We start from the raw sequence: 15,075 nt of genomic DNA, 5'->3' as shown, positions 1-15,075 counted from the left end.
CCAGACATCATCGACCGCCCCAGTGCGCCTGGCGATGTGCGCCAAAGCGCTCGGCCACGCTCATGAGCACACCCGCACCCCGCAGATACAGGCCCAGCGCCAAGCCCTTGGCCGCCGCGCCGAGGCGACGCCGGTCGGCCACCACGTCGCCGATGAAGTCGGACCAGTTGTCCGGACCGAGCTGGTCGAACGCGACCGAGATGGTCGGGGTCAGGCTGCGCGCGGTGTGCCACCAGCCGCAGGGCAGGAACAGCGTTTCGCCAGCACGCACCAGGATCTTCTGCGAGACCGCCTGGCGCATCAGCGGATAGCGCTCGTAATCGGGGTGATGGTGGTTCTCCACGCTCGACTGCCAGGGGATCTCCGGATTCACGTAGAGCAGGTGCTCCTGCCCCGGCGCGTAGACCGTGAACTCCTTGTCCCCGTGGAGCTGGGTGATCCAGGCGTGCAACCGCATCACGTCGTAGTGCAGGTAGGGAAACTCGCCACCCCGCCCGCCGAAGAAGATCTCCAGGTTGTTGACCCCATGGAACAGACGCTGCGGCAGCAGCGCGCTGCCCTGGCGGTCCGGCAGGCTGTAGCCGAAGCGCGGCTCGACCTGCTCGAGCAGCTCCGGGAAATCCACCGCCATGGCGAACTTGCACGGGTACGGTCCCGGCTTCTCCGGCGTGGACGCCTGCAGCAGCTCGAGCAGCTCGCCGAGCGGGTATTCCCGGCCGCGCACGCGCACGACCTTCTGACCGAAGTGCTGGCGGAAGTATTCCGGATCGGCCTTGCCGTAGAGCGGCCATGCGCGCGCCGCGTCGGTGAGGATCACCGGTCGACGCGGCCGCTGGTAACGCGCCACGAATTCGGCGCGGCTCAATCCACTGCAGCGATCCACCTCCACGAAGGAGGCGCAAGCACCGTCCGTACTCAGCGCCCCGGGCTCAGCGGTCATCTGGCTTGCCATGGTCGCTTCTCCTGTCGCCGACATCAGCCTGCTCCTGCCGTATGCAGCATCGTTCCCTCGCCGGCGTGCGTCGGCACGCCCCAGTCGGGTCGTCGATTGGCACCGAAGCGCTCGGCAATGCCAAGCAACGGCCCGAGTACCCGCAGGTAGGCGCCGATCGCCGCGGCCTTCAGCGGCTGGCCCGCGCGACGGCGCATCGCCACTACTTCCCCGGTGAATTCGCGCCAGTTGCTCGCCTCGAGCTGGTCGAACAGCACGCTGATACCCGGATCGAGGCAGCGCGCGGTGTGCCAGGTGCCGCAGGGAATGAACAGCGCCTCACCCGCCCGCACCAGCACCTTGCGGCTACGCACCTGCCGGAACAAGGGGTAACGCTCATAGTCCGGCTGGTCGGCGTACTCCATGACCGAACGCCAGGGGCGCTGGGGGTCGACATACATCAGGTGTTCCTGCCCCGGCTCGTACAGGGTCATCTCCTTGTTTCCGTAAAGCTGGGCGACCCAGCCATGCATGCGCAGGTAGTCGTAGTGCGGGAACGGGAACTGGTTGCCGGCCCCACCGAAGAAGATGTCGATGTGGCTGATCGAGTTGAAGATCAGCTCCGGCACCAGCGGGTGGGTGTGGCGATTGGGCAAGGCCCAGGGCAGGCGCGGCATGATGTCCCGAACGAACGAACGGGCATCCTTGATCGTGCATGGATACGGACCGGGGTGGCCTTCGGTCGCCTGATCCTGCAACGACAGCGCCTCGGCGAGCCGGTAGGTCTTCCCGGCGCAGCGGATCTCCAGATCCGCGTGAGCGCGCGCGAAGAATTCCGGCGTGTAGCGGCCGTTGGCCGGCCACTGCTTCAGCGCATCGGTGAGGACGACCGGCCTTCGCGGCAGCCGATAGCGCGCCACGAAATCATCCACCCCCAACCCTTCGACGCGATCCACCGGCGGAAGATCACTCGATTCCGCCGATGAGAGCGCGTCCGCCTGCGACGCGACGACGACATTCAGGTTCGCCATACCCCTCTCCCCCCCCGAGCGCCGGCCGCTGTACAGGCTGTGGCGCTGACTCCGCAGAACTTATCCCGATTCTGTGACAAGCATCTCATTATTTGGAGAAAACTGGCAGCGAATCGCTCCAGCGATCACCCGTCGCCGCGATGGCCCCAGGCACCGCCGGAAGCCGCCGCGGATACCATCCGCCACCGACGAGCAGCGGGGGCGGCGAAAGCCACTCCCGCCACGACGATGCTCAGCCTCCCGGCGTGTAGGGCGTCGGATTGCCGACCGGGATCGTGCTGATCGGCAGGTTGACGTAGCCGGGCGTGTTCATCTGCACGGCCCCGGCACCGGTCACGTAGAAATCCAGCACCCCCTTGCCGCTGCTCGTGAACGTGCCGCCCGGGGCGATGGTCACCACGCGCCCGCCTCCCTGGGAAGCCGTGGTGATGCTGTAGCCGGTGTACGGGGCCAGCCCGGTGACCACGTGGTGCGCGGATTCGGCCGGCACGAAGTAGGCGATCGTCCCGCTGATCGGCGTACCGGGGGTGCCGGCGTTGTTGATCACCACGCTGACGCCATCGGTGCCCGCCAGCCGCACGCCGACGATGCTGCCCTGGTTGATCGTCACCGGCGATGCGGCAGCCACCGCCGCAGCCGTGCCGGAGAGATCGAATACGGTGAGCCACTGGTTGCTGGCCGCCGCGGTCGCCGGCCGCACCTGCACCTGCCATGCCTTGGTCGGGTTGCTGGCCGGATACATCGCCAGGGTGGTGGTGACCGGGTTGACCGGCGTCACCACGGTCATCGCGCCGGCGTAGGTGCCGTTGTAGGTGACATCGAAGCGGGCGCCGCCGGACGATGTGACCTGACTCGTCGGGCTGGCCGGAAAGTGCCAGGCCATGTACTGGTCCAGCGAGGCACTGCTGGCGGTCGTGCGGTCATGCACGACGAAGCGGCCGGGCCGCAGATAGGTGACCTCGCGCGACCACGCACTGACGCCCTTGCCGAGCGAGCCGCCCGACGAGCGGTACATGTCTTCCAGGTGGGTCGCCCGAAGATAGACGTAGTCGCTGCCGTCCTCGAATGCACTGACCGCCGTCCGCACGCCATCGCTCTCGGTCGTGTAGGCGCCCTGTCCGTAGGCGCTCTGAACGGTCGAACCGCTCATGCTGCGCACGTAGAACACATTGTAGATTTGCCGGTTGCCTTTGTAGGGCGTGCCGTCGAAGCTGCCGTAGTTGTCGTCGTAGATGCGGCTCTCTTCGGCGCTGCCGTTCGGGCTGTGCACCAGCCAGCCGGTCGCGTTCAGCAGCAGCGGTGTGGCACCTCGCACCAGGGCGAGCGAGCCCTGATCGAAGTATTCCTCACCCTGGCCGGGATTGTTGACGTAAGGACCGGCGCGGAAAGACATCCAGACCGCCGAAGTCGTCCAGTCCGAGCGCGCCGAGACCGCATTCAGGCCGCTGGCGAAGTACGACAGGGGCAGCGTGCTGACCGAAGCCGTCGCTCCGCCCGGCGCACTCTCCAGAAAAGCCAGCCATGGTGCAGCGGGACTGTAGCCGGACGTAGCGCTGGATACCTGGCCCAGATACTGGAGGAGCACCGGTGCCAGCGACGATCGCCAGTAGGCGGCCTCGCCGTAGACCTGCTGGAACAGGCTCAGCTGCGCCGTCCCCGGATCCGGAAGGCTGCCCGATGATCGATTGGTATCGCGGTCGTCGATGTAACCGCGCGACGGCCAGGTGAAATGCATAAGGTACGCGGCATTGTCGGTGGGGAAGGTGTACGCGGTCGAGGCATGCACCAGATCGACACCGGTGGCGGTCTTCACCTCGCGTGCCGGGAGGCTCATGTTGAAGACGCCCAGCGGCGCATAGTTGGCGAAGCCTTCCGGCCAGCCACCGCCTGCCAGATGGAGGTTGTAGTAGGGCAGCACGCGCGCCGTGAACTGATTGCCGTACCAGTCGTCCCACTCGGCGGGCGCCGACGGGTTCTCGCCGTAGGTACCGATCGCGATCACCGCCTTGGCGTGGAAATAGCCGGCGTAGTAGTTGCTCTGCGGATGCGCGTACTCGAACGCCGCGCAGCCTCCGGGCTGTTCCCAGGCGGTGAGCCAGGCATTGGCCGTAGTGTAGACCTGCGTGCGCTGACTGCTGGAGAGCAGGTCATATAGCCAGTCGTAGCCAAGACCGAAACCCACACCGAAGAAGCGGATGCCATAGCCACTGTCCGTGCAGGGGTCGATTCCCTGCCCGGTGCCGAAGGGCGAGGACATCTTCATCAGGATGTCCACCGCCTTGGCCCCGTAGGTCGCTGCCTGGCCGGCGTTCGTGGCGCGCAGCACCTGGTAGCACATCGCCTCGGCCAGCAAGGCCGGGAGATAGTCTTCCCCCTGATAGCCGGAACCGAGGTTGGGCAGGTTCGGGTAGGCGTTCCCGTTCGGATACTGCACCGAGCCGCCGATGTAGCTGTCGCAGGTCGCTTTCAGCGCCTGCCATTCGGTGGTGTTGGCGGTCGCATGCTGGCGCAGCGTTGCCAGCGTCGCCGAGTCCAGGATCATGCGAGGGTGTGCGGCGGTGATGGTCGGGCCCACGACAGCCGGCGTGGCGCCACCGACCGACGCGGCCACGATGCCGGAATGGGCCCCGCTGCCGGAGGTCATCGAACTGCCGGCCCCTGTCGATGCCGGTGCCCCGGACGCACCGGCAACCAGCACCTTGGCCGACAGCGCCATGCCAAGGCTGCTCGCCGCAGTGGGAAACAGTGCGCGCGACCACGTGACGACCGACGAGCAGTCACTCGCCTGACCGCGCCGCAGCACTCCGTTGCCGACCGGGGTGAACCCGAGCGCCGGTCCGTTGGCGCTGCAGGGCCACGCGGCGCCGGCACTGCCAGGCGTGACGGCTTCGACATAACGCTGGAGCAGATGGTCCGAACGCGTGGTCGCGTCCGCCCGGGCCTGGTTTGTCACGGGAGCGTCCGCCGCAGCGGCAGCGGAATCCTCCGACGGCGCCTGGACGTCCTCGCCCGTTCTGGCCGCGGAAGCTGCAACGGCCGGTGCGGATAGGGCCTGCGAGTGGCCAACCCTGCCCGAGCCGAGGGGAGCCACGAGGTCGGGCCGGACCATGCCGGCGATGCCGAATGCCACCGACAAAAGCAGCACGATCGTGGCGCCTATGCGCGGTCCGCGAGGCCAGCGGCGGGGTCGGGAGCTGCCGTCGGCACGGACGGATTCGACGTCATCGGCGTTCATCTGGGCGAGTCCCTTGGGTACGCGTGTGCATTCCCTGATCACAGAGAACGTAGGGGCTTGGGCAGCGCCCGGTCAGCATGCGCCGTTTTGTGGCATCGCGCATGCCCTTGTCTCCGTCCCATCCGTGGTCGTTCAGCATCCGTCAACGCGCGCCACGACCAAACAGAACGACCTCTACGGTCTGGATGAGGATCAGCAGATCGAACAACAGATTGTGGTTCTTGACGTAGTAGAGGTCGTACTTGAGCTTTTCCGCGGCATCTTCGTCCGAGGCGCCATACGGGTAACGCAGTTGCGCCCAGCCTGCGAGACCGGGCTTGAGGCAGTGCCGGACCTCGTAGTAGCGGATCTTGCGGCTCAGGTCGGCCACGAACTGGGGACGCTCCGGCCGCGGACCGATGAAACTCATGTCGCCCTTCACCACGTTCCACAGCTGCGGCAGCTCATCCAGGCGCGTCTTGCGGATAAAGCGACCCACCCGCGTCACGCGGTCGTCGTTCTTGCTCGCCCAGCGCGCCACGCCATCGCGCTCGGCGTCGGTCGCCATGCTGCGGAACTTGGTCAGCCAGAAGGTCTTGCCACGGGCACCGACCCGCTCCTGCCGATACAGGATGGGCTGGCCGGGACCGGATTCCATGCGGATCGCCAACGCCGTCAGCAGCATAAACGGCCAGGTCAGCAACAGCACGACGACCGCGGCAAACAGGTCGAAGCAGCGCTTGCTGAAACGGCGCAGCGGGGTCGAGTCGAAGCCGCCGGAGAACACCAGCCAGGACGGGTCGGTGAAGGAGAGCTGGACGCGACCGGCCTCGCGCTCGACGAAGGTCGTCAGATCGGTCACCTCGACACCGATCTGGCGCAGCTCCAGCAGGTCGGTCATCGGCAGGTTGCCGCGACGATCCTCCACGCCCACCACGACCTCGTCGACCTGGCGCTCGTTCACCCACTGCAGCAGGGTGTGCTGCGGATCGAGCAGATGCTCGGCCGGCACGCAGACCTCCTCGCTGGCCCGAGGCAGGAACCCGACCACGATGAACCCACGGCGATCGGAGCGACGGCGCATGCGACTGTGCACCTCGGCAGCACGCTGGCCCGCGCCCAGGATAAGGATCCGGCGCTTGAGCCCCTCGACTTCGGTCAGGTGCTGGAACACCAGGCGGAATCCGGTGACCAGGGCGAACCCCACCGCCAGCCCGATACCGAACACACCGCGGCCGACGTAGGCCTGGGGAAACACGTAATACAGCACTACGAGCATCACCGCGCCGAAGCAGAAGCCGACGGCCTGCCTGGCCAGCAGACCGAACCAGCTGGTCCGCATGTTCAGCTGGTACTGCCCCAGTGCGGCAAGGCCGAGCATGAGCACGGCGGCAAACACCAGCGAACGCAGCATCAGCGAGCGGGTGAAGCGCGCGAGATCCTCCGGCGCTCCCGGGTAACGCAGACGCGCGGCCACGTAGAGCGACACGCTCAGCAGCAACAGTTCGATGACGGCAAGCAATAGCAGCCATCGAAGGCCGCTATTCTTGGATGAGCGAAACATGGCACCACCCCCTGTAATGTGACTCAGTTCGCTTTACACACGCCGGACCGCTATGGTATGCGCGATTTTGTTACAGTGTCCAGTCAGCGCATGCGGTAGATCCCCCGCCAGCACCAAGCCAGCAGACGCTGAGCGCTCCGGCTTCGCCGGGCGTGGCAACGGCGCCCATGACGCCACCCGGCAGCTCCAGCCGTAGCAGCCTCCATGCCAACGACCTTCCACAGGGGTCGGGAATCGGGTGGCATGACGTGTCCACCCGGGCCGGATCGACCTGGAGTCCGGTGCCACAGGCCTTCAGTACCGCCTCCTTGGCCGTCCACAGCCCAAGCGCGGCCCGCTGCCGCGGTTCGCCAACCAGTCCGGCCAGCGCCTCCCGCTCGCCCGGCGTGCTGACCACCGCCAGCACGTCGTCGATGGCATGTCGCGGCGGAAAGCGTTCGATATCCACGCCCACGGCCGTCCACCGGGCCACGGCTACTGCCGCGAATGGTCCGGATCGGCTCAAGCTGGTCACATGACCGGGATGATCGGGAAGCAGCGGCCGCCCGAGTGCGTCAGGTAATACTCGCGGCAGCACCGAACCGGTGCCGAGGCACATCCGAAGCACCCGGCGCCAGAACGCGTGGGCGAGAACGTAACGGGTGCGGTCGGCCTCGAACCGGAAGCGCGCGGCGCGCGCCCGCTCCCACGCGTCCAGCATCAAAGCCGCCTGCTGCCGACCGTTGGACCACTCGGCAGTGTCGAACACCACCACGCAGGCCTGTGCCCCGTGCAACTGCCTGACACCGGCCCGCTCCAGGGCCACGTCGACCTGCCCGGCAAACCGCCCACCCCTCGTCTCCATCACCCGGGGCCGGCCGGAATCAGCCGGCTTGCCGGGCGATGAACTCCAGATACCAGGGCATCGCGTCATGCAGGCCATCGGCGATGGTGTGGGTGGGCGCGTAGCCGAGATGCCTGGTGGCCAGAGCGATATCCGCCAGGGAATGACGCACGTCCCCGGCCCGGAAATCGCGATAGACCGGCCGGCGATCGTAATTCACCCCCTGCGCCCGCAGGCCACCCACCAGCAGGTCGAACAACTGGTTGAGGCTGGTGCGCTGGCCGACCGCCACGTTGTAGACGCGGTCGCGCGCCTCATCGGCAGACAATGCGGCCAGCAGGTTGGCCTGCACCGCATTGGCAACATGGCAGAAGTCGCGGGTGGTCTCGCCATCGCCGTTGATGAACAGGTCGTCGCCGCGGATCAGCGAGGCGATCCACTGCGGGATCACCGCGGCGTAGGCGCCATCCGGATCCTGCCGTCGACCGAACACGTTGAAGTAGCGCAGGCCGATCGCGCGGAAACCGTAGCAGCGCGCGTAGACCTCGGCGTAGATCTCGTTGATCAACTTGGTGGCAGCATACGGCGACAGCGGTCGGCCGATGCGGTCCTCGACCTTCGGCAGGGTCGGCTCGTCACCGTAGGTCGAACTGGAGGCGGCATAGGTGAAGCTGGACACCCCGGCATCGCGCGCCGCCGTCAGCATGTTGAGGAAACCCGTCGCGTTGGCGGCATGGGTGGCCAGGGGATCTTCGATTGAGCGCGGCACCGAACCCAGCGCGGCCTGGTGCAGCACGTGGGTGACGCCACGGCAGGCCACCTGGCAGTCCTCGAGCGACCGGATGTCGCCCTCGATGAAGCGGAAGCGCGACCAGGCGCCTGGCCCGACCGCATCACGCACTTCGTCGAGATTGTGCCGGTAGCCGGTGGCGAAGTTGTCCAGACCGACCACCTGCTGGTCGAGCCGCAGCAGCGTCTCGACCAGGTTGGAGCCGATGAAACCCGCCGCGCCGGTCACCAGCCAAGGGCCCTGTGCGGCGCGCACGCGCGCCTGCAATGCGGCAGGAATGAACACCTCGTTGCGCTCCATCACAACCTCCCGTCGACCGCTTCGCGCGGCAGCACGTACTTCACGTCGTAGATCACCGCGCCATCGCGCCCCAGTGCGCGCACGCCCTCGGCGCCCAGCGCCACGAACTGATGGTGGGCGACTGCCACGATCACCGCGTCGTAGCCGCCCTGTGCCGGTGCATCGATGGGGCGCAGACCGTATTCGTGCTCCGCCTCGTCGGCGTCGACCCAGGGGTCGTACACATCGACATCGGCGTTGTAGCCGTGCAGCGCCTGCACGATGTCGACCACACGGGTATTGCGCAGGTCCGGGCAGTTTTCCTTGAAGGTCAGGCCAAGGATCAGGATCTTCGCGTGCACCGGGTTGATGCCCTTGCGCACCATCAGCCGGATCACCTCGTTCGCCACGTAGGGCCCCATGCCGTCGTTGGTGCGGCGGCCGGCGAGGATCACATCGGGGTGATGGCCGACCTCCTGGGCCTTGTGGGTGAGGTAATACGGATCCACGCCGATGCAGTGGCCACCGACCAGGCCCGGCCGGAACGGCAGGAAGTTCCACTTGGTGCCCGCCGCCTGCAGCACTTCCAGCGTGTCTATGCCGAGCTTGTTGAACAGGATCGCCAGGTCGTTGACCAGGGCGATGTTGAGGTCGCGCTGGGTGTTCTCGATCACCTTGGCCGCCTCGGCCACCTTGATCGAGCTGGCGCGGTGCGTGCCGGCGGTGATGATCGAGCCGTAGACGCGGTCGACGAAATCGGCCACTTCCGGGGTGGAACCGGAGGTCACCTTGAGGATGGTGGTGACGCGATGCTGCTTGTCGCCCGGATTGATGCGCTCCGGGCTGTAGCCGGCGAAGAAGTCCTGGTTGAACTTCAGCCCCGACACCCGCTCCAGGATCGGCACGCAGACCTCTTCGGTGCAGCCCGGGTAGACGGTCGACTCGTACACCACGATGTCGCCTGCCTTGATCACCTTGCCGAGCATCTCGCTGGCCTTGACCAGCGGCGTGAGATCGGGGCGGCGCGCCGCGTCGATCGGGGTCGGCACCGTGACGATGTAGAAGTTGCAGCCTTCCAGGTCGGACAGCTGGGCACTGAAAGCGAGCCGGGTCGCCTGGGCCAGTTCGGCCTCGTCCACCTCGAGCGTGGAGTCGCGACCGGCCCGAAGCTCCTCGATGCGCGAAGCATTGATGTCGAAACCGACGGTGGGATAGTGCCTGCCGAACTCGACCGCAAGCGGCAGGCCGACATAGCCCAACCCCACGATCGCGATCCTTGCCTGGTCGATCTGCCGCATGCCGCCCCCTGAACCCATGGAATTCGCCGAATGATACCGGTCCCTGCCCCACCGCTGTCACCGGGCATCTGACAGTGTGACGCAGGTATCTGACGGTTTTGCGCTGCAATGCGATAATGAGCGGCTGCCTGCGCCGCTTCGGCCGCGCGCCAGCCCCATCTACTGCGACGGACAACGGTACTCCCCATGGTGGCTCTCGCAACCGAGCGCGTCATCGACGTGCACCACTGGAACGATTCGCTCTTCAGCTTCCGCACGACCCGCGACCCAGGCTTCCGCTTCGACAGCGGCCAGTTCGTGATGATCGGCCTGGAGGTGGACGGGCGTCCGCTGATGCGCGCCTATTCGATCGCCAGCGCCAACTGGGAGGAGCACCTGGAGTTCTTCTCGATCAAGGTGCCGAACGGCCCGCTGACCTCGCGCCTGCAGCACCTCAAGCCCGGCGACGAGGTCATCGTCAGCCGCAAGCCCACCGGCACGCTGGTGCTGAACGACCTCAAGCCCGGCAAGCGGCTGTACCTGCTCAGCACCGGCACCGGCCTGGCGCCGTTCATGAGCCTGGTGCGCGATCCGGAGACCTACGAGCGCTTCGACAAGGTGGTGGTCGCCCACGGCGTGCGCGAGACCAGCGATCTCGCCTATGGCGACTACCTGCAAAACGAACTGCCGCAGCACGAATACCTCGGCGAGATGGTGCGCGAGAAACTGATCTACTACCCCAGCGTGTCGCGCGAAGCGTTCATCAACCAGGGCCGGATCACCGACGCCATCGTCGAGGGCCGCATGAGCCAGGCGATCGGCCTGCCGCCGCTGGATCCGGCGGTGGACCGCGCCATGCTGTGCGGCAGCCAGCACATGCTCGATGACACCGCGGCGATTCTCGATGCGCGCGGCTTCCAGGTCTCCCCGCGCACCCGTGAGCCGGGCGACTACGTGATCGAGCGGGCCTTCGTCGAGAAGTGACCTGACGCCAGCCGCCCGCCGCGTTACCGTGGCCGGGCGGCGACTGGCCGCGCCTTTCCGGGCCCGCCGTGTTCGACATCGCCCTGTATGTTCTCGCCACCCTGCTGATGCTCGGCGGCCTGGCCGGTGCCGTACTGCCGGCGCTGCCCGGCATCCCGATGATCTTCGCCGGCATCTGGCTGGCCGCTGCGGTGGACGGCTACCGCCACCTCGGCCCGTGGTGGCTCATCGGGCTCGGCGTGCTTGGCACCTTCGGCGTGGCCGTGGACTTTATCGCCGGCGCGCTCGGTGCCAGGCGGGTGGGGGCCAGCCGTCAGGCCATATGGGGCGCCACGCTGGGTACGTTCGCCGGCCTGTTCTTCGGTATTCCCGGATTGCTGCTGGGGCCTTTCGCCGGGGCGCTCGCTGGCGAGCTGCTGGCCGGCCAGAGCGTGCTGCGATCCACCCACGTCGGCGTCGGCACCTGGCTCGGCCTGCTGTTCGGCACCCTGGTCAAGCTGGTGGTGTCGTTCGCGATGCTGGGCCTGTTCGCGCTGGGGATGCTGCTGGGCTGATCGCTCAGCCCGCGTCGGGAATCACGTACAGCAGGATCGCCATGTAGTGCAGCACGCTGCCGGCCAGCACGAAGCAGTGCCACACCGAGTGGTGGTATGGCAGTCGCCGCCAGAGGTAGAACGGCACGCCGGCGGTGTAGGCGACGCCCCCGGCGATCAGCAACGCCATGCCGCCGCCCTGCAGGTGCGCAGCCAGCGGCCTGAAGGCGACCATGCCGATCCAGCCCATCGCCACGTAGAGCAGCACCGAGAGCTTGCGGTAGCGGCGGAACATGCCGAACTCCAGCGCGCTGCCGATCGCCGCCAGTGTCCACACCGCGGCGAACAGGCTCCAGCCCCAGCGCCCCGGCAGGGCGATCAGGGTGAAAGGCGTGTAGGTGCCGGCAATCAGCAGGTAGATCGCGATGTGATCGAGCGTGCGCAGCACCGGCTTGGCCGATGGCACGGGCACCGCGTGATAGAGCGTGGATGCGGTGTAGAGCAGCACCAGGGTCGTGCCGTACACCGCACTTGCGATCACGTCGCGGGTCTCGCCATAGCGCGAGGACACCACCACCAGCGCTGCCAGCCCGATGATCGCCAGCAGCACGCCGATGCCGTGCACGATGCTACTGGCGAGCTCGTCGCCAAAGCTGTATCGCGGCACTGCGACGAAGGGTTGTGCGGTCACGACCATCTCTCCACCGGCCGCCTCGCGGCCTCTCGTGCGCCGCACCATAACGCGGATGACCGCGTCTGCATACGCCTGCGCACGGAAATCGGCAGCAGCGCACGCAACGCGGTCGCCCCGGCTCACTCGATGATGAAGGCGCCGAAGGCGATGCCCAGGTTCCAGCCCTTGCCCCTGCCGCTGAGCGCCAGCGATACGCTGCCCTTGGTGACCACCTGTGCGTCGGCCGACTGCTCGGCACCGGCGTGGGCCTCTGCGTTGGCGTAGTGCCCCTTGATGTCGGCGATGCTGTCGACGCCGGTGAACTTGCCGATGCCGTGGTCGATCCGGGTCTTGCCGAAGGTGAGGCCGCCGCCCTTGGCCCGCAGTTTCACATGCATGCTCTGGCCGTTGCTGCAGGTGACGGTGCCGCTGCCGGTGGCGGTCTTGTAGAACACCGACCAGCCAGACAGCTGGAAGGTCATGCTGCAGGAAATATCCCCCGCCCGGGCGGCGGCGGATGGCAGGAGCGCCAGCCCGGCCAGCAGGGCCGCGGCAGCCAGGAGGGTTCGCATCGTCATGGGTCTGCTCCGTCTGGGTGGCCGGCGCCCGGCCGGTAGTGGCGCATTGTGGCGCATCGGCATGAGCGGAAGCGCCCCGTCGTCCCTCCGATGACGACCGGCCGTTGCTCTCGGCGGCGGCCGCGCTTCATCTGGTTGCAGATGAAACAATTGGACGTCCAGACGTCCACTTGCCCGGACCATGACTTCCGGCATAGGCTCGGGCTGCGTCCCCGCGATCCCCACTGCCTCCCCGGCAGCGCGGCGGCGCCACACAACCCGCATCGATGATCGTCAGGAGGTCGCCCATGTCGTCCGCAAGCCTGGCTGTTGCCCGTCGTTCGCGTCCGGACCAGTTGCGCGTCGCCGCGCTGAGTGCCGCCATCGCCCTCAATCTTGCCGTGCTGGTCAACGCCCTGCGGCCGCTGGCGCCGCAGTTCAGCCCGCCGGCACCCGAACCGCGCGCACTCACAATCCGCTGGAGCGAACCACCCCCGCCGATCCCTCCACCGCCACCTGTGCTGGATATCAAGCCATTGCCGGTCCCGGTACCACCGGCGCCGGTCACCCGGGTCGAGCCGGCTCCCGTGACCCCGCCCGTGGTGGCACCGATCGAAAACGGCAATGTGCAGGCCCCCCCGGTCTCCTTGCCGACGCTCTCACCGCCGACCCGTGAAGCCACGGCGGCACCGGCACCGATCGAGGCCAGCCTGGCCTACCGGCACGCACCCCTGAGCTTTCCCGCCCAGGCGGTGCGCCAGCGCATGCACGGCACCGTGCTGCTGCGGGTGCTGGTGGACGAACAGGGAAAGCCGGTCGACGTGGTGATCGAGCGGAGCAGCGGCTATTCGCTGCTGGACCGCAGTGCACGATCGCAGGTGCTGGGCGGCTGGGTGTTCCAGCCCGCCCTGGTCGACGGCAAGCCGGTACGCGCCTGGGCGCGGGTGCCGGTGAATTTCGACCTGCGCGGCGAGTAGCGGCGCGAACAAAGCCCCCCGGCGCCACGCCGGGGGCTTCATGCATCAGTGGCCGGCGTTGACCGGCGCAGGACGACGCGAGGCCCGCGCCACCAGCCACACCAGGGCGACCAGCGCCAGCGCCGGCAGCATTACCGGCAACAGCGCCAGCAGCACTACGGGCGCGACCAGCAGCAACGCCAGCCCGCCCACCAGCAGACCCAGCAGACCGGCCATCAGGCCGATCACGCCCCCGAGCAGGGCGAACGCCAGCTTGAACACGAACCCGACCAGCGACGCCGCCAGCCACAGGAAACCCACCACCATCACCAGCACGGCCAGGGTGACCATCGTCCCACTCCTTCGATCGGCGCCAACCGGGCGCCCGCATCGATCAGATGCAGGCCACAGGGAAAAGGTTGCGGGCTCAGCCGCCAAAACCCTCCAGCACGATCTTGCCGATGGTGCTGCCGCTCTCCAACTGGGCGTGCGCCCGGCGCAGGTTGTCCGCGTTGATCGTGCCGTAGTGCTCGCGCATCGTGCCGCGCAGTGCGCCGGCATCGACCAGGTCGGCCACCTCCTGCAGCAACCTGTGCTGGGCGGCAACGTCCGCCGTGTGGAACAGCGACCGTGTATACATGAACTCCCAGTGCAGCGAGATGCTCTTGCGCTTCATCGCACGGATGTCGATCGGCGAGGCCGGATCGTCGATCAGGCCAAGTTTGCCCTGCGGCTTGAGCAGCTCGACCAGCGCCTCGTAGTGCTGCTCGGTATGGGTCAGGCTCATCGCGTAGTCGACGCCTTCCGGCGCCACCGTACGCACCGGCTCAAGCAGGCCATGGCGATGGTCGACCACATGATGGGCACCCAGCTCGCGGACCCAGGCCTGGGTTTCCGGGCGCGAGGCGGTGCCGATCACGGTCAGGCCGGTGAGCTTGCGCGCGATCTGCACCGCCATCGAACCCACGCCACCGGCCGCACCGACCACCAGCAGCGTCCCGCTTGCCGCCCCGCGCGCCACGCCGAGCCGGTCGAACAGCAGCTCCCAAGCAGTGACCGTGGTCAGCGGCAGTGCCGCCGCCTGGGCGAAACCCAGCGACACCGGCTTGCGCCCGACGATGCGCTCGTCGACAAGTTGCAGCTCGGCGTTGCTGCCGGCACGGTCGATGGCGCCGGCGTAATAGACCGCGTCGCCAGGCCTGAACAAGGAAGCCTCGGGACCGGCCGCGACCACCACGCCGGCGGCGTCCCAGCCCAGCACCTTGTCGCTACCGGCCGGATCCACGTTGCGGCGGATCTTGGTATCCACCGGATTGACCGACACCGCATGCACGCGCACCAGCAGGTCGCGGCCGGCAGGTGCCGGAGGATCGGGCAGGCTCGCGTCGATCAGGCTGTCCGTGTCCTCGATCGGCAACGACTGGCGGTAGACGACGGCTTTCATGGCAACTCCTCGGAAACGG

Annotated in this window: 14 protein-coding genes; 3 read left to right on the top strand and 11 right to left on the bottom strand. The window is 67.5% G+C overall.

All coding sequences use genetic code 11. The annotated features are described in order from the left end of the window. Positions 1-7: 7 nt before the first annotated feature. The 7 genes from NC595_RS04630 to tviB all read right to left on the bottom strand — a co-directional run bounded on the left by NC595_RS04630 (position 8) and on the right by tviB (position 9,930). A complete protein-coding gene (locus tag NC595_RS04630; RefSeq protein WP_253565091.1) occupies positions 8-952 on the bottom strand; it encodes a cupin-like domain-containing protein in 945 nt (314 codons plus the stop codon). 23 nt (positions 953-975) lie between these two features. Further along, positions 976-1,962, bottom strand: a complete 987-nt coding sequence (locus NC595_RS04625) for a cupin-like domain-containing protein (RefSeq protein ID WP_253565090.1) — start codon at positions 1,960-1,962, stop codon at positions 976-978. 232 nt (positions 1,963-2,194) lie between these two features. After that, entirely contained in the window at positions 2,195-4,915 is a 2,721-nt protein-coding gene (locus NC595_RS04620; RefSeq protein WP_253565088.1) for a hypothetical protein, read from the bottom strand. Positions 4,916-5,339: 424 nt separating this feature from the next. Then, positions 5,340-6,740: a TIGR03013 family XrtA/PEP-CTERM system glycosyltransferase gene (locus NC595_RS04615; RefSeq protein WP_253565083.1), complete on the bottom strand. Its 1,401-nt coding sequence runs from the start codon at positions 6,738-6,740 to the stop codon at positions 5,340-5,342. 70 nt (positions 6,741-6,810) lie between these two features. Then, a complete protein-coding gene (locus tag NC595_RS04610) occupies positions 6,811-7,584 on the bottom strand; it encodes a 4'-phosphopantetheinyl transferase family protein (protein WP_253565081.1) in 774 nt (257 codons plus the stop codon). 19 nt (positions 7,585-7,603) lie between these two features. Continuing rightward, positions 7,604-8,653, bottom strand: a complete 1,050-nt coding sequence (locus tag NC595_RS04605) for an SDR family oxidoreductase (RefSeq protein ID WP_253565080.1) — start codon at positions 8,651-8,653, stop codon at positions 7,604-7,606. Further along, on the bottom strand, positions 8,653-9,930 hold the full coding sequence (gene tviB, locus NC595_RS04600) for a Vi polysaccharide biosynthesis UDP-N-acetylglucosamine C-6 dehydrogenase TviB (protein ID WP_063673949.1): 1,278 nt from the start codon (positions 9,928-9,930) through the stop codon (positions 8,653-8,655). The genes NC595_RS04605 and tviB overlap by 1 nt, the downstream gene beginning before the upstream one ends. A gap of 186 nt (positions 9,931-10,116) precedes the next feature. Between tviB and NC595_RS04595 the strand changes: the two genes are divergently transcribed. After that, positions 10,117-10,893, top strand: coding sequence for a ferredoxin--NADP reductase (locus NC595_RS04595; protein WP_253565079.1), 777 nt, complete (start codon positions 10,117-10,119; stop codon positions 10,891-10,893). 107 nt (positions 10,894-11,000) lie between these two features. After that, complete coding sequence (locus NC595_RS04590; RefSeq protein WP_253565699.1) at positions 11,001-11,447, top strand: DUF456 domain-containing protein; 447 nt, start codon at positions 11,001-11,003, stop codon at positions 11,445-11,447. 4 nt (positions 11,448-11,451) lie between these two features. On the opposite strand, the gene trhA is transcribed toward NC595_RS04590, so the two are convergent. Both trhA and NC595_RS04580 read right to left on the bottom strand, forming a co-directional pair. Continuing rightward, a complete protein-coding gene (gene trhA / locus NC595_RS04585; RefSeq protein WP_253565078.1) occupies positions 11,452-12,123 on the bottom strand; it encodes a PAQR family membrane homeostasis protein TrhA in 672 nt (223 codons plus the stop codon). A gap of 116 nt (positions 12,124-12,239) precedes the next feature. Then, positions 12,240-12,677 (bottom strand): hypothetical protein, encoded by a 438-nt coding sequence (locus tag NC595_RS04580; RefSeq protein ID WP_253565077.1) that lies wholly within the window; start codon positions 12,675-12,677, stop codon positions 12,240-12,242. Between the two features lie 287 nt (positions 12,678-12,964). Here NC595_RS04580 and NC595_RS04575 point away from each other — a divergent pair, with 287 nt between their 5' ends. Next, entirely contained in the window at positions 12,965-13,633 is a 669-nt protein-coding gene (locus tag NC595_RS04575; protein ID WP_253565075.1) for an energy transducer TonB, read from the top strand. 45 nt (positions 13,634-13,678) lie between these two features. Here NC595_RS04575 and NC595_RS04570 read toward each other — a convergent pair whose 3' ends face one another. Then, positions 13,679-13,963 carry a hypothetical protein gene (locus NC595_RS04570; RefSeq protein ID WP_253565074.1) on the bottom strand — a complete coding sequence of 95 codons (285 nt, stop codon included), beginning with the start codon at positions 13,961-13,963 and terminating at the stop codon, positions 13,679-13,681. 76 nt (positions 13,964-14,039) lie between these two features. Next, complete coding sequence (locus NC595_RS04565) at positions 14,040-15,056, bottom strand: zinc-binding alcohol dehydrogenase family protein (RefSeq protein WP_253565073.1); 1,017 nt, start codon at positions 15,054-15,056, stop codon at positions 14,040-14,042. Positions 15,057-15,075 lie beyond the last annotated feature (19 nt).

It is taken from the genome of Dyella lutea (assembly GCF_024158035.1).
Taxonomy (GTDB): domain Bacteria; phylum Pseudomonadota; class Gammaproteobacteria; order Xanthomonadales; family Rhodanobacteraceae; genus Dyella_A; species Dyella_A lutea.
This window is presented reverse-complemented; position numbering and strand designations above follow the sequence as displayed.

Excerpts from the sequence above, each read along its gene's own strand:
- NC595_RS04610 (WP_253565081.1), bottom strand. The coding sequence starts at position 7,584 with ATGGAGACGAGGGGTGGGCGGTTTGCCGGGCAGGTCGACGTGGCCCTG.
- NC595_RS04630 (WP_253565091.1), bottom strand. The coding sequence starts at position 952 with ATGGCAAGCCAGATGACCGCTGAGCCCGGGGCGCTGAGTACGGACGGT.
- NC595_RS04605 (WP_253565080.1), bottom strand. The coding sequence starts at position 8,653 with ATGGAGCGCAACGAGGTGTTCATTCCTGCCGCATTGCAGGCGCGCGTG.
- tviB (WP_063673949.1), bottom strand. The coding sequence starts at position 9,930 with ATGCGGCAGATCGACCAGGCAAGGATCGCGATCGTGGGGTTGGGCTAT.
- NC595_RS04575 (WP_253565075.1), top strand. The coding sequence starts at position 12,965 with ATGTCGTCCGCAAGCCTGGCTGTTGCCCGTCGTTCGCGTCCGGACCAG.
- NC595_RS04615 (WP_253565083.1), bottom strand. The coding sequence starts at position 6,740 with ATGTTTCGCTCATCCAAGAATAGCGGCCTTCGATGGCTGCTATTGCTT.
- NC595_RS04580 (WP_253565077.1), bottom strand. The coding sequence starts at position 12,677 with ATGACGATGCGAACCCTCCTGGCTGCCGCGGCCCTGCTGGCCGGGCTG.
- NC595_RS04595 (WP_253565079.1), top strand. The coding sequence starts at position 10,117 with ATGGTGGCTCTCGCAACCGAGCGCGTCATCGACGTGCACCACTGGAAC.
- trhA (WP_253565078.1), bottom strand. The coding sequence starts at position 12,123 with ATGGTCGTGACCGCACAACCCTTCGTCGCAGTGCCGCGATACAGCTTT.
- NC595_RS04625 (WP_253565090.1), bottom strand. The coding sequence starts at position 1,962 with ATGGCGAACCTGAATGTCGTCGTCGCGTCGCAGGCGGACGCGCTCTCA.
- NC595_RS04565 (WP_253565073.1), bottom strand. The coding sequence starts at position 15,056 with ATGAAAGCCGTCGTCTACCGCCAGTCGTTGCCGATCGAGGACACGGAC.
- NC595_RS04590 (WP_253565699.1), top strand. The coding sequence starts at position 11,001 with ATGCTCGGCGGCCTGGCCGGTGCCGTACTGCCGGCGCTGCCCGGCATC.
- NC595_RS04570 (WP_253565074.1), bottom strand. The coding sequence starts at position 13,963 with ATGGTCACCCTGGCCGTGCTGGTGATGGTGGTGGGTTTCCTGTGGCTG.